This is a genomic window from Pseudomonas putida, assembly GCF_028682635.1.
Classification (GTDB): Bacteria; Pseudomonadota; Gammaproteobacteria; order Pseudomonadales; family Pseudomonadaceae; genus Aquipseudomonas; species Aquipseudomonas putida_AE.
The window spans coordinates 113,890-126,766 of record NZ_JANHLK010000018.1 but is presented as its reverse complement, the minus strand read 5'-3'; the positions used below and the strand labels follow the sequence as shown (position 1 = coordinate 126,766).

The 12,877-nt window shown below is 60.5% G+C and carries 10 protein-coding genes and 1 pseudogene; 7 read left to right on the top strand and 4 right to left on the bottom strand.

The features are described from left to right. The 5 genes and pseudogenes from NPS56_RS21425 to NPS56_RS21405 form a co-directional block, all read left to right on the top strand. Positions 1-439 (top strand): annotated as a pseudogene (locus NPS56_RS21425) (urocanate hydratase); the annotation flags it as partial. A 157-nt stretch (positions 440-596) separates the two neighbouring features. Continuing rightward, positions 597-1,763, top strand: coding sequence for a CaiB/BaiF CoA transferase family protein (locus NPS56_RS21420; protein WP_274076465.1), 1,167 nt, complete (start codon positions 597-599; stop codon positions 1,761-1,763). Then, positions 1,753-2,895 (top strand): acyl-CoA dehydrogenase family protein, encoded by a 1,143-nt coding sequence (locus NPS56_RS21415; protein WP_274076464.1) that lies wholly within the window; start codon positions 1,753-1,755, stop codon positions 2,893-2,895. Before NPS56_RS21420 ends, NPS56_RS21415 begins: the two co-directional genes overlap by 11 nt. Positions 2,896-2,988: 93 nt before the next feature. Beyond that, positions 2,989-4,416 carry a purine-cytosine permease family protein gene (locus NPS56_RS21410; protein WP_274076463.1) on the top strand — a complete coding sequence of 476 codons (1,428 nt, stop codon included), beginning with the start codon at positions 2,989-2,991 and terminating at the stop codon, positions 4,414-4,416. Between the two features lie 64 nt (positions 4,417-4,480). Continuing rightward, positions 4,481-5,125, top strand: a complete 645-nt coding sequence (locus NPS56_RS21405; protein WP_274076462.1) for a TetR/AcrR family transcriptional regulator — start codon at positions 4,481-4,483, stop codon at positions 5,123-5,125. On the opposite strand, the gene NPS56_RS21400 is transcribed toward NPS56_RS21405, so the two are convergent. Continuing rightward, complete coding sequence (locus tag NPS56_RS21400) at positions 5,095-6,006, bottom strand: LysR family transcriptional regulator (RefSeq protein ID WP_274076461.1); 912 nt, start codon at positions 6,004-6,006, stop codon at positions 5,095-5,097. The two genes, NPS56_RS21405 and NPS56_RS21400, sit on opposite strands and share 31 nt — an antisense overlap. Before the next feature lie 119 nt (positions 6,007-6,125). Between NPS56_RS21400 and NPS56_RS21395 the strand changes: the two genes are divergently transcribed. Then, the gene (locus NPS56_RS21395) at positions 6,126-6,605 is read left to right on the top strand and encodes a (R)-mandelonitrile lyase (RefSeq protein ID WP_274076460.1); all 480 of its coding nucleotides are present in this window, start codon (positions 6,126-6,128) and stop codon (positions 6,603-6,605) included. Between the two features lie 21 nt (positions 6,606-6,626). Beyond that, positions 6,627-7,463 (top strand): SDR family oxidoreductase, encoded by an 837-nt coding sequence (locus NPS56_RS21390; RefSeq protein WP_274076459.1) that lies wholly within the window; start codon positions 6,627-6,629, stop codon positions 7,461-7,463. 487 nt (positions 7,464-7,950) lie between these two features. Here NPS56_RS21390 and NPS56_RS21385 read toward each other — a convergent pair whose 3' ends face one another. The 3 genes from NPS56_RS21385 to NPS56_RS21375 form a co-directional block, all read right to left on the bottom strand. Next, complete coding sequence (locus NPS56_RS21385; RefSeq protein ID WP_274076458.1) at positions 7,951-9,447, bottom strand: Fic family protein; 1,497 nt, start codon at positions 9,445-9,447, stop codon at positions 7,951-7,953. A gap of 322 nt (positions 9,448-9,769) precedes the next feature. Then, positions 9,770-11,221 carry a DUF1254 domain-containing protein gene (locus NPS56_RS21380; RefSeq protein WP_274076472.1) on the bottom strand — a complete coding sequence of 484 codons (1,452 nt, stop codon included), beginning with the start codon at positions 11,219-11,221 and terminating at the stop codon, positions 9,770-9,772. 435 nt (positions 11,222-11,656) lie between these two features. Continuing rightward, the gene (locus tag NPS56_RS21375) at positions 11,657-12,823 is read right to left on the bottom strand and encodes an MFS transporter (protein ID WP_274076457.1); all 1,167 of its coding nucleotides are present in this window, start codon (positions 12,821-12,823) and stop codon (positions 11,657-11,659) included. Positions 12,824-12,877: the final 54 nt, after the last annotated feature.

Sequence of the window (12,877 nt, the reverse complement as noted above, 5' to 3'; positions counted from 1 at the left end):
TGGCCTGGGCCTGCGCGCCAAGCTGGGCCTGGCGTTCAACGAAATGGTGCGCAGCGGCGAGCTGTCCGCGCCAATCGTGATCGGTCGCGACCATTTGGACTCAGGTTCCGTAGCGAGCCCGAACCGCGAAACCGAATCGATGCAGGACGGTTCCGACGCCGTCTCCGACTGGCCACTGCTCAACGCCCTGCTCAACACCGCGAGCGGCGCGACCTGGGTTTCCCTGCACCACGGCGGCGGCGTCGGCATGGGCTTCTCCCAGCACTCGGGCATGGTGATTGTCTGCGACGGTACCGATGAAGCGGCCGAGCGTATCGCTCGCGTGTTGCACAACGACCCGGCGACCGGCGTGATGCGTCATGCGGATGCCGGTTACCAGATCGCGATCGACTGCGCCAGGGAGCAGGGGCTGAACCTGCCGATGATTACCGGTCAATAAAACCGGCCTTGGCCGACGCAAACCTGTAGGAGCTGGCTTGCCAGCGAATGCCGCACCGAGGTGTGTCAGGAAAGACGCCTTCGCGAGCAAGCTCGCTCCTACAGGGGGATTGCACATCCGGAATAACAATTCAGCCCCTTTCCCCGAGGAAACTGCCATGAGCAACAACCCGTTTACCCAACAACTACAGGGCGTTCGCGTACTGGACCTGAGCCGCGTACTGGCCGGCCCGCACTGCACCGCCATGCTGGCAGACCTCGGCGCCGACGTCATCAAGTTCGAAGTGCCGGGGCACGGCGATGACAGCCGCCACCTGGGCCCGTTCAAGGATGGCGAAAGCGTCTATTTCGGCCTGATCAATCGCGGCAAGCGCAGTGTCGAGATGGACTTCAAGTCCGCCCCGGACCTCGCCCGACTGTATGAGCTGGTGCGTGACGCCGACGTCGTCGTGGAGAACTTCCGCCCCGGCGTAACCCGTCGCCTGGGCATCGACTTCGATACCCTCAAGCAATACAACCCGAGGCTGATCTACGCGAGCATTTCCGGCTTTGGCCAGCACGGCCCGCTGTCCAACAAGCCCGCCTACGACATTGTCGCGCAAGCGATGTCCGGCCTGATGAGCGTCACCGGTTTTGCCGAGACGGGACCGACGCGCAGCGGCGAGTCCATCGGCGATCTGTGTGCCGGTGTCTATGCCGCCTGGGCGATCAGCTCGGCGCTGTTCGCCCGCGAGCGGCACACCCCGGGTGCGCAATTTATCGACGTGGCCATGTTTGATGTGTTGTTCAGCCTGCAAATGACCGGGCTGTCCAATCTCTTCGCCCACGGCGTTGCGCCCGGCCTTGTCGGCAACCGCCATCCGGTATCGACCCCCTTCGACACCTACTCTGCAGCCGACGGCCAGGTGGTCATCGCGGTGGCGAGCGACAAGCTGTTCCAACGCTTGTGCCAGTGCATGGGCAAGCCGGAACTGGCCAGCGACCCACGCTTCGCCGAGGACCCGCAACGGACGTTGAACGAGCCGGCGTTGCGCGCACAAATCGAACACTGGACGCGCCAGCTGAGCGTCGAGCAGGCCTGCGACATCCTGCTCGATGCCGGCGTGCCCTCCTCCCCGGTGTGGAACCTCGCCCAGGCCGCCGACAGTGAACAGGCGCACGCCCGTCAACTGCTGATCCGGCCCGAGGGCGCCGCGCAACCGCTGGTGCCGCAACCGGTTTTCTTCAATGGCCACAAACCCCACGCCGTCACCCTCGCCCCACGCCTGGGCGCCGACAACGCGGCATTCGGCATGAACAAACAGGAGCTTTCCCATGAACTTTGAATTGGATCAAGTGGAACTGGCGGTGATCGAATCCGCTGAAAAACTGGCCCGCGAGGTGATCCAGCCCCGCGCCCAGCATTACGACGAAACCGAAACCTTCTGCGCCGAAAGCCTGCAAGCCTTGGCAGAACTGGGTGGCATGGGCATCAACCTGCCGGAGGAATATGGCGGGCTGGGGATTGGCAGCCTGGCCATGAGCCGTGTGGTCGAGGCCGTGGCCGGTGCCTGCGCCTCCACCGCGTCGGCCTTGACCGCGCACTTCCTCGCGACCGACTCGATCCTGATCGGCGGCACCGAAGCGCAAAAGCAGGAATGGTTGCCCCGCGCCGCCAGCGGCGAGTTACTCGGCGCCTTCGCCCTGACCGAACCGGCAGCGGGTAGCAACCCGGCCGACATGCGCTGCCGTGCGCAACCTGAAGACGGTGGCTGGAGAATTCGCGGCAGCAAGCACTACATCACCAACGCCCGCGAAGCCGGTTTCATCGTGCTCTATGCCAAGACCGACGCCGACGCCGGGCACAAGGGCATCAGCGCGTTCATGATTCCCCAGGGCACCGAGGGCATCAGTTTTTCCAGCCCGGAAAAAACCATGGGCCTGCGCGGTAGCACCATCTATGAGCTATCCCTGGACTGCTGGTTGCCCGCGTCGGCACTACTGGGTAGCGAAGGCGCCGGTTTCAACACGGCCATGGCGGTGCTCGATCGCGGCCGCGTCGAAGTGGCGGCGATGTCCCTGGGGGTGGCCAATGCGGCGTTACAGGCCAGCCTGGGCTGGGTCCGCGAACGGCAGATCGGGCCCAAGCCGCTGGCGGCCTATCAAGGCACGCAATGGCGCCTGGCCGACATGCACACGCAACTGGAAGCCGCGCGCATGCTCACCTGGAAAGCCGCCGCGCGTCGCGACAGCGGTGAACGTTTCAGCCTGGAGTCGGCCACCGCCAAGCTGTTCGCCGCCGAATGCGCCGGCTTCGTCACCGATGCCGCGCTGCAGCTGCACGGTGGCTATGGCTACATCCGCGACCTCCCGCTGGAACGCTACGTTCGCGACGCGCGCATCCTGCGAATTTTCGAGGGCACCTCGGAAGTACAGAAAATCATCATTTCGCGAAGCGTGCTCGACGCCCAGCGTTAACAACGCGACAACCGGGGCCTGATCCCACGCCCCGCCCTTTTTATCCCAACCCGAGAAGGTTGTCGTATGCCACGACACCCGAGAGGAACCGCCATGTCCGCCTCCAAAGAAAGTGCGCAGCGCAAGACGTATATAGAACGGCGATCCATCGACTACATCCCCGAATCGGAGCGCCATGGCCGGCTGCTCAGCCAGTTCACACTATGGTTCGGCGCCAACCTGCAAGTCACCGCGATCGTTACCGGGGCGCTGGCCGTGGTGCTGGGCGGTGATGTGTTCTGGTCGTTGATCGGCCTGCTGATCGGGCAACTGCTGGGCGGCGCGATCATGGCCCTGCATGCGGCCCAGGGGCCACAGCTGGGCCTGCCCCAGATGATCTCCAGTCGCGTGCAGTTCGGCGTCTATGGCGCGGTCATTCCCATCGTGCTGGCCTGCCTGATGTATGTGGGGTTTTCGGCCAGCGGTTCGGTGCTCGCCGGCCAGGCCATCAGCCAACTGATGAACGTCAGCGATGCCAGCGGCATTCTGATTTTCGCGACCATGATCGTCGTGCTGACCGTGCTCGGTTATCGGACCATCCATGTGATCGGGCGGCTGTCGAGCCTGATTGGCGTGGTGTCGTTTTTCTACCTGTTCTATCGCTTGCTGTCGGCCCACGACATCGGCGAACTGCTGGCCAACCGGCATTTTTCCCTGAGCAGTTTTCTGTTGGCCATCTCGCTGTCAGCCTCCTGGCAAATCGCCTTCGGCCCCTACGTCGCGGACTATTCGCGCTACCTGCCGAGAACCACATCCGCCGTGAAGACCTTTCTCGCCGTGGGCCTGGGATCGGTGATCGGCACACAGATCTCGATGATCTTCGGCGTGTTCGTCGCGGCGCTGGCGGGCGATCAGTTTGCCGGCCATGAGGTGTCCTACATCGTTGGCCTGGGGGCGAGTGGCTTTGTCGCCTCGCTGCTGTTTTTCAGTATCGTGTTCGGCAAGGTCACCATCACCACTCTCAACGCCTACGGCAGCTTCATGTCCCTGGCCACGATCGTCAGCGGCTTTCGCGGCAATCAGGAAATCTCCAGGACCCTGCGCTCGGTCTACATCCTGATCATGGTTGGGTTGGCGACAGCGCTGGCACTGATGGGGCGGCACTCGTTCCTGCATGATTTTTCCGCCTTCATCCTGTTCCTGCTGGCGTTTTTCACCCCCTGGAGCGCTATCAACCTGGTGGATTTCTACCTGGTGACCAAAGAGCGCTACGACATACCCGCCCTGTCCGATCCCGATGGCCGCTATGGGCGCTGGAACCTGCCGGGCATTGCGGTCTACACACTTGGGGTACTGATTCAGATGCCGTTCATTGCTACCAGTTTCTACACTGGTCCCCTGGTCGATACACTGGGCGGCACCGATATCTCATGGCTGATCGGCCTGATCGTTCCCGCCATCATCTACTACTGGGTGGCGCGGGGTTCGCGACAACGGATTCCTTCGCGACTGATTCTGCCGCAGGAGACCACCCCGGTCTGATCCACCTCAACACAGGGCCGCTCGCCCGGGCTGCCCTGTCCCTAAGCCAGATCGAGTTTCTTCCATGCCTGCCGCTAACGCCTGCGCCCTTTCGCCACCCACCCCTCGCGACCGGCTTGTTCACGCTGCAGTCGAACTCTTCGCCACACGCGGCTTCCAGGCCATTGGCCTGCGTGACCTGGCAGGTCACCTGGGGCTGCAGGCCGGGTCGCTTTACCACCACATCGAAAATAAACAGTGCTTGTTGTTCGAGCTCATCGAGTCCGCCTTGTCAGACTTGCTGCTCACGACCAGGCGCCGCCTGAAAGGCGCCAGGAACCCAACCGAACGGCTACGTCGTTTTGTCCAGGCATTCGTCAGCTTTGCTCTGCTTGAAAGGCACCGATTGATCCTGGTGACCCGCGAGTTCGTCAACCTCAACGAGGAACAGCAACGCCACGCCGACCAGTCGAAGCGCGCACACAGCAAGCTGTTGAGCGACATCATCGCCGAGCAATACCGGGTTAAGGGCAAGCCGGATGCCGAGATCTGCCTGATCACCCACGCGGTGATGGGCATGCTCTATGGCCAGTTGCAGTGGAGCGAAGTGCAGATCACCCAACAGCACCTGACGGACTTGTTCACCGGTTGTGTCATGCGCATGATCGCCAGCAGCCAGGATATCGCGCTACGGGAGCCTCAGGACGTCGAAGAGGATGGGTTCTTGTAACGCAACGCCTCCACCAGCAACGCAAACGCGGGCGACGCCTGGCGCCTGCTCGGGTAATAGAGATGAAAACCGGCAAACCATGGCGACCAGTCTTCCAGCACTTGAACCAGGCGCCCGGCTTCGAGGTGCGGCGCGACCAGGTCGTGGGGAATGTAGCTCAACCCGAAACCGTCCAGCGCCGCTGCCAACAGCTGATAAACACCGTTGTAGGTCACCTGGCCTGTCACGCGAACCTTGAGACGTTCGCCATCCTTGGCGAACTCCCAGGCATACAGGCCGCCGTTGGTGGGCAAGCGCAGGTTATTGCACAAGTGATCTGTGAGCGCCCGAGGCGTCGTGGGTAGTTCGCGGTTGGCAAAGTAGCCAGGAGACCCCACCACCGACATGCGCATGTCCGGGCCGATGCGCGTGGCAATCATGCCTTGCGCCACGTCCTCGCCCAGCCTGACCCCGGCATCAAAGCCCTGTGCGGCGATGTCGACGAAGCTGTAGTCGCAACAGACTTCCACCGAGATGTCCGGATACCTGGGGAGAAAGTCTTTGAGCACGGGCCGAATGATCTGGTCCAGCACATGGTCCATTGCGTTGATACGGATATTGCCTGCGGGGGTGTCGCGCAGATCACTCAGGTCAGCCAGCTCCAGTTCGATTTCCTCGAAGTGGGGCCCCACCCTGCTCATCAGGCGCTCGCCGGCCTCGGTGGGCGAAACGCTGCGGGTGGTGCGCGTCAACAAACGCAGTCCAAGGCGTGCTTCCAGGCCACGAATCGTATGGCTCAGCGCTGATTGGGAGACGCCGAGCCTGGCAGCGGCCTTGGTAAAGCTTCGCTCCTTTGCCACGGCGAGGAAGGCAAGCAGATCACTGGCGTTTTCCCTGAGCATTGATGAGAACCTCACATAAATATTTTCGGATTCTAGCCTCTAATCATATTAATGAGCAGCTGATAGATTTTAGATCCATTCAGGTCGTCACCGACGGCTGTTGCCTCAAGGGAACCGTCATGAAAAATCTCGCGGCCACGGCGTTGTCGCTGTCATTGCTCGCTTTCGATGTAACCGCAGAAGGGGAAAAACCCATGCTCGTCATTAACCCGAACGGCTCGCAGCCTTCCGCCAAGGGACCCGCCGATTACTTTACCGGCACTGTTCGGGTCGACGCGCCGTTCAAGGGGACACAAGAGGCGCGGGTCAGCGGCGCCACCGTGACCTTTGAACCGGGCGCTCGCACTGCCTGGCACACTCACCCGTTGGGCCAGACCTTGATCGTCACCGCGGGATCGGGCCTGGTGCAGGCGTTGGGGCAACCGGTTCGTTCAATCAAACCGGGGGACACCGTGTGGATTCCACCAAACATCAAACACTGGCACGGCGCGACCGCCACCACTGCAATGACGCATATCGCCATTGCCGAAGTACTGGACGGCAAAGTGGTCGACTGGATGGAACAGGTCAGCGACGAACAGTACGCCCAAGGGCGTTGATCGAATTCACATGAGGTCCTCATGAAAAATACCCGCAAAGTCACAGTCGTCATTGGCGCTGGTTCGATTGGCCAGGCGATTGCCCGCCGCGTAAGCACGGGTAAACATGTCCTGCTGGCCGACCTGCGCCAGGAGAACGCTGACGCAGCGGCCAAGGTGCTACTCGACGCAGGCTTCGAAGTCAGCACGACCGTCGTCGACGTTTCTTCGCGCGAATCGGTCGAGGCACTGGTTCGAATGGCAACCGCCATCGGTGACATCACCGGCGTGATCCACGCGGCGGGTGTTTCACCTTCGCAAGCGCCGGTCGCGACCATCCTGCGAGTGGACCTTTATGGCACGGCCCTGGTGCTGGAAGCGTTTGGCAACGTGATCGCCGAGGGCGGCTCGACAATCGTCATCGCCTCGCAGTCCGGCCATCGCCTGCCCGCCCTGACACCCGAACAGGACAAGGCACTGGCCACCACGCCTGTCGAGCAATTGCTGGCACTGCCCATGCTTCAGGCCGACCAGGTGACTGATCCATTGAACGCCTATCGGATCTCCAAGCGCGCCAATTCGCTGCGCGTGATGGCCGAGGCCGTACGCTGGGGCAAGCGCGGGGCACGAGTCAACGCCATCAGCCCCGGCATCATCTTCACCCCACTGGCCAGAGACGAATTGAGCGGTCCGCGTGGCGAAGGCTACCGCCGCATGATCGATCTCAGCGCTGCCGGCCGTGGCGGCACACCCGACGAAGTCGCTGCAGTCGCGGCGTTACTGATGGGGCCCGAAGGCACCTTCATCACCGGCAGCGACTTTCTCATGGATGGCGGCGTCACCGCAGCCTACTGGTACGGCGACCTGGCGCCTCGGTAAGTCACTGCCGTGGAACTGATGACCTCCACCCTCCCTGCCCGCTGTGCAAAGGGCGAAAGTGCGCTTGCAAGGGCTGAAGAAAGCGCATGGATAGTAACGCAAGCTCAATCAGCGCAGCCCCATGGATCGGTTGATTAGCGACATCTTTGAGTCGATAGCTGCCCTTCACGACAGGCAGCTTTCGGCCGATTCTGTTGAAAAAGTAGATCTCCTGCCTGGCCTGCTTGAGCTATGAAATAAAGTCTGTCGGGAATAAATGGAGTCTGTCGCAGGCTGCTGATTGCTTTGATCAGCGCCCGTTACAGACTTGAGGTATTCCAGTTATGGCCACGTGGGTGAACGACCGCACGCTTTGGGCCTTTTCAAAGCTGAGGAGCTTGAAAGGTTGGGCCGCCTGATAGCTAGTGGAGATGGCGGGACTGAGATGGCCATGGCTTCACCCAAGGGATCTGCCACCGGTCATTCAACCGCCCCGGTCGCTAGACTATTAGTCGTCGGGCTCTGCGTAGGCTTCTGCCAGAAGGGCTTGGGCGTGACCTTCCAGGAAGTCGAAAACCTCCTCTTGGATATACCCGTTGTATTGCTTCCGCCGGCCCTTTGATACGACCCCATTCTGGTCTAAGCACTGCATTATCAGCTTGCTCAAGAGGCTGCCGCGCACGTCGTAGTTGTCATTAACCACCTTGAGCAACGTGTCGTATCGTTGCAGATACTCGGTTTCTTCCCTCAGTTCAATTTCCAATGCCCGCTTGGCCATTTCCAGCGTGAAGGCCACACATTCAGTCGCATCCCAGTAGCGATAGAGGCTTGGGTCGCCGGTGAAGTTAAGCGACATGTTGTCGGCATCGATCCAACGAACGTCCCAGAATTGCCGGGCAGGTTTCGAGAAGCTCTGCAGAGCTTCAAGGTAGCGTTGCTCCTCTCGCTTCATGGCAACGGAGACAGGGAGTAACAAACCGTTCTCCAGCGCACCGCTGCAGCACAATGCCTGGTGTATCAAGAAGCGCGACAGTCGGCCATTCCCATCCATGAAGGGATGCAAGAACACGAACCCGAATGAGGCAATGCCGGCGGCCACCAGCGGGTCAAGCTCCAACGGTGCACGGTTTGCGAAGGCCATGAGTTCGAACATCAGATCCCGGCAAAGGTCTGGAGGTGGGGGGATATAGGTGACCCCTGCCGCTCCTCGAAAGGAGTTGGTCAGGTGGTTTTGTTCATGCCGGAAGGCCACCGCCCATTCAAGCGGTTGGGAAATTGCATTGTTTTGCAGAGAGACCAAGTAGTCTTCGGTAAGCGGCTGGCGGTCATGTGCCTGGCGCAGCAACTGAACGAAACGCTCTGACTTCTGCTGGCTTGGTGCTTCCTTTTCAATCGCAAATGAGGAATCTGTTTCGCTCAGGTACGCCCAGTTGATGGTGCGATCCATCATTTCCTTAGGCAAGGAAGCAATGAACTCTTTCGAGCGCCCTAGAATGTCGTATTCAAGCAGGGCTTGGACCTCAGGCGTGCGCTCTACCGTCGCGCAATATTGGAGTGTCCCCAGCCCATTGAAGTCCACGCGCCAGCGGTTGTTTCGCACCGATGGGCCAGTGATGTAGCGCTCTGGATCAAAAAGGAGGACGCCGGGGCCCCGAGGCTTGTCCGTGTAGTCCAGTAAAGCGCCGGAGTAGACTTCCCAGAGGAAGCAGACTTTACGCAGATAGCCACTGCTGGGAGATTGGGTTATGGCCTCGACAAGGAGTTGACCTTCAATGCGAGGCAGAGCCTGCGCCAAAATAGAGAGATTGACGCCCTCATGTTTGAGCGCAAAGATGATGTGGGCGAGAAAATCCCCAGCCTCCGGTGCAACCGCTTGCGGCACTGCAAGCGCGCCGTTGATCCGCTCAATGCGGGTGACGGGTTGAACGAGTGCGGGCTTCTTTACCCCGATAGCCTTCAGCCCCATCGCATTGATCAAATGGGCGTAACCCACTAGATTTCCCATTTTTTCCCCAGTCGTTGGCTAGATTTTTTTAACCGAGCCAAGATTTTCTTAAAATACGCGCCGAACACTCAGAAAATATTAACCGAAAATGGCTGCGTAACCACTATTTTCGGGCTTTCTGATTTTCGGCGCGCCGGGAATCTGTGTAGTGGTCGGCCCCGGACTCTCAGCGTGGCAGCCTGAAGGTAGGCTCATCAGCCGCAGCATGATGGGACAATTGTCGAGTGGGCAAGAGACCAATAGCAGCCCTTCATGATCGGCTGCTATTGGCAAAAAAGGTAGCACTGGCCGACACCGACCTACGTGTCAGCAATGGGTCGCACTACTTCGATACCACCAGCGCCGGTGGCTGCCAGCTGCCTTCGCCAGCGGGAAGAATCGAAGGGGGGGCGGTCTTTGGCCAATAGAGGCGCATTACCAGAAAGACGGTGTCGTCAGGCGCGGGCAACCAGTTTGCCTCCTTGGCCTTGCCGGGGGAGTCTTTCTGGATGTACAGCGTCAGTGAACCATCCGTGTTTTTCTTCATCGCCGACAGCATCGGCGAATTGATCAGGTAACGGTTGAGCGGATTCTTGACCAGCAGCTGGCTCTTGCCGTCGTACATGGTCACTGACCAGAAGGCATTGACTGGCGGCAGTTTGCCGGCCGGGAAAGTCAGCGTGTACTTGCGCTTGCTGGTATCCAGCGTATGGCCGGTGCCGTCGGTGCGCGTGTTGGGATACATCGCCTCGACGGCGTCGTTGCCGTAAAGGCCGCCTTTCGCAGCACCAGCACGCTTCAGCCAGTCGGCCTTGTAGAACGTTTGGTCGCCGAAGTACGCGCCTACGTTCCAGCCGTTGATTATCTTCGTCCCGCTCGCGAGGAACTTGTCGACCTTCTCGTCACCGGCCTTCATCCCGAGCAGGACCACGGCCTTGTGCTCGAGCGAGAGGTCCTTGAATTCGAAGGTGCGACCAGGTCCCACCCCAATGCTCGCCAGCTTGGCCCGGATCTCCTGGTCGTCGGCCGATGGCGGCACATACTCCATCGCGGCCGACAAGTACTCGTAGAAGTTGGCCTTGATGCCTTCCGTCGTAGCCGGCACGAAATCAATCTTCGGCGCAGTGGGCGGCGCGGGTTGATGGAGGAAGGCGGAGAGCGGCTGGACCTTATAGCCCGCTTGCACCTTCTCGACATTCGGCATGTCCTTGGCATTGTAGAGCTGAGTCCGAATGGCGCTCACGGCAAAGGGGGTGGTCGAGGTGAAGACTTTTTTGATACCGGGAGGGGGCGCGCCTTTCCAATCGGGACCGACCACCATGTAGTCGCCCGCTTCGTTGCCGGTGGCACGGCTGCCGATGTAACCGTAGTTGTAAGTGTTGCCGTCGATCATCTGCACCGAGTAGTAACGCCGCTTGTCCACTGCCGGCACCGAGATAACCATCGGCTCCGCGCGCAGGTCCAGCCAGACAAATGAGTACGGGGTGTCGCTGTTCGGAGTGATGATGGCCGTATCTTGGTAGGTGAAGACGCGAGGCTCGTTCTTGATCTGGTTGAACGGCGCCTTGTATTGCGGGCCGCCCTTGTCGACGGCATATTCGTGCATCACGGCGTAGTTCATCACCAGCGGCAAGCCGTAGATGAAACCTTCCTCGGCGATCGCCTTGGTCTGCTCGAGACTTGGTGCGGGTACGCCCTTGGTCACATCGGCCTTGTTTGCCTGTGTGATCGGATCGTTCTTGCTCGCACACCCAGCAAATACCGTTGAACCCACTACGACGAGTGCCGCAGCCATCGTCCAGCCCCGGTTTGACTTCCTGTTCATTTTCACCTCGTTGGTTTAGTGCAAGCTGGCGTCGTGAGTTTTCATGCCGACGGTTAGATACCAGGCATGACACATGAAACGCTCTTGGATTTTTCTCAGCAGCGCCAAGTCGTGTTGGCGGTCAGGGCTTGAATTTAGGCGTTGTCGAACTCGCCTGATACACGATAGCCAGACAAGGTTTTTACGGATCGACTGGCATGCCCCCATCCACACGCTCAAGGAGTGTAGATCACAATAAGCCGGCATCCCCTTGCGAGCTAAAGGCGAACAGTCAGAAAACTACTGTTGTGTGTCCGATATCATTAATGAGGGCTGCCTGCGACTGCAATGGGTCGCTTGCAGTCCTTCGCGACAGGCAACAACTGGCCGCTAGTCGTTACTCATCAATGGTGAATAACATCCCCCTCACACCACCGCAGCTGCAATCGTTCTGGAACGCCAGGCAAAAGCCAACACCATCAGCAGCCCCAGACCCGCCACTGCCGCTCCGGCCAGGGAAATCGCCGGATAACCTAGACCGGCATTGATCACCGCTCCACCCAGCGCCGCACCAATCGCGTTGCCCAGGTTGAAGGCACCGATGTTCACCGCCGAGGCCAGATTGGGCGCGTCCTTCGCAGCCTCCATGACGCGCATCTGTAGCGGCGGCACCAGGGCGAAGCTGGCGATACCCCATATCAGGATGGCAACGGCGGCCGGCAGCGGCCAACGCATCAGCACGGTGAACGCCAGCAAGACGAGAATCAGCACACTCAGCGAAACGATCAGGGTGCGATCTATCGAGCGGTCGGCGGCCTTGCCGCCCCACATGTTGCCCAGCGTCAACCCCACACCGAACAGCACCAGCATGGCGGTGATGTAGGCGGTGGACGCATGGGTCTCGCTGCTGAGGATCGGCGCGATGTAGGTGAAGACGGTAAACATTGCACCCGAGCCGACAACGGTCAGGGCCAACGCCCCCAGCACCGGGCCACGGCCCAGTACCCGAATTTCGGCCATAACGCCGACGCTTTTCGGCGCCGGCAGGTTCGGCAGGGCGAACCACAACGCGGTCATGGCCACCACGCCGAGGCCGGTGATACCCCAGAATGCGGTGCGCCAGCCGAACAGTTCGCCAAACCAGGCGGCCAGCGGCACACCGCCGATGGTTGCCAGGGTAAGGCCCATGAACATCGCCGCAACCGCCCCGGCTCGTTTCTGCGGAGCGACGACGCTGGCGGCGACGATGGAGCCAACGCCAAAGAACGCGCCGTGGTTCAGTGAAGTCACCACTCTGGCGACCATGAGGCTGTAGTAATCGGTGGCCAGGGCTGACATCAGATTACCCAGGGTGAAAATCGCCATGAGTCCGATCAGCAGATAGCGCCGGGGAATCCTGCCGGTGGTCAGGGTCATCAGCGGCGCGCCGAGCAGTACGCCCAGGGCGTACGCACTGACCAACAAACCGGCGGCGGGAATGGAAACGCCGAGATCCGCAGCGATGCCCGGCAACATGCCCATGGGGGCGAACTCGGTGACGCCGATGCCAAAAGCACCGATGGCGAGTGCGACAAGTGGTGGATTGATACGCATGGAAGGCTCCTTATCTATGCCGCCAATGCTACGATCCAACCTTTTCAGGCGGTA

Excerpts from the sequence above, each read along its gene's own strand:
- NPS56_RS21420 (WP_274076465.1), top strand. The coding sequence starts at position 597 with ATGAGCAACAACCCGTTTACCCAACAACTACAGGGCGTTCGCGTACTG.
- NPS56_RS21415 (WP_274076464.1), top strand. The coding sequence starts at position 1,753 with ATGAACTTTGAATTGGATCAAGTGGAACTGGCGGTGATCGAATCCGCT.
- NPS56_RS21410 (WP_274076463.1), top strand. The coding sequence starts at position 2,989 with ATGTCCGCCTCCAAAGAAAGTGCGCAGCGCAAGACGTATATAGAACGG.
- NPS56_RS21405 (WP_274076462.1), top strand. The coding sequence starts at position 4,481 with ATGCCTGCCGCTAACGCCTGCGCCCTTTCGCCACCCACCCCTCGCGAC.
- NPS56_RS21400 (WP_274076461.1), bottom strand. The coding sequence starts at position 6,006 with ATGCTCAGGGAAAACGCCAGTGATCTGCTTGCCTTCCTCGCCGTGGCA.
- NPS56_RS21395 (WP_274076460.1), top strand. The coding sequence starts at position 6,126 with ATGAAAAATCTCGCGGCCACGGCGTTGTCGCTGTCATTGCTCGCTTTC.
- NPS56_RS21390 (WP_274076459.1), top strand. The coding sequence starts at position 6,627 with ATGAAAAATACCCGCAAAGTCACAGTCGTCATTGGCGCTGGTTCGATT.
- NPS56_RS21385 (WP_274076458.1), bottom strand. The coding sequence starts at position 9,447 with ATGGGAAATCTAGTGGGTTACGCCCATTTGATCAATGCGATGGGGCTG.
- NPS56_RS21380 (WP_274076472.1), bottom strand. The coding sequence starts at position 11,221 with ATGGCTGCGGCACTCGTCGTAGTGGGTTCAACGGTATTTGCTGGGTGT.
- NPS56_RS21375 (WP_274076457.1), bottom strand. The coding sequence starts at position 12,823 with ATGCGTATCAATCCACCACTTGTCGCACTCGCCATCGGTGCTTTTGGC.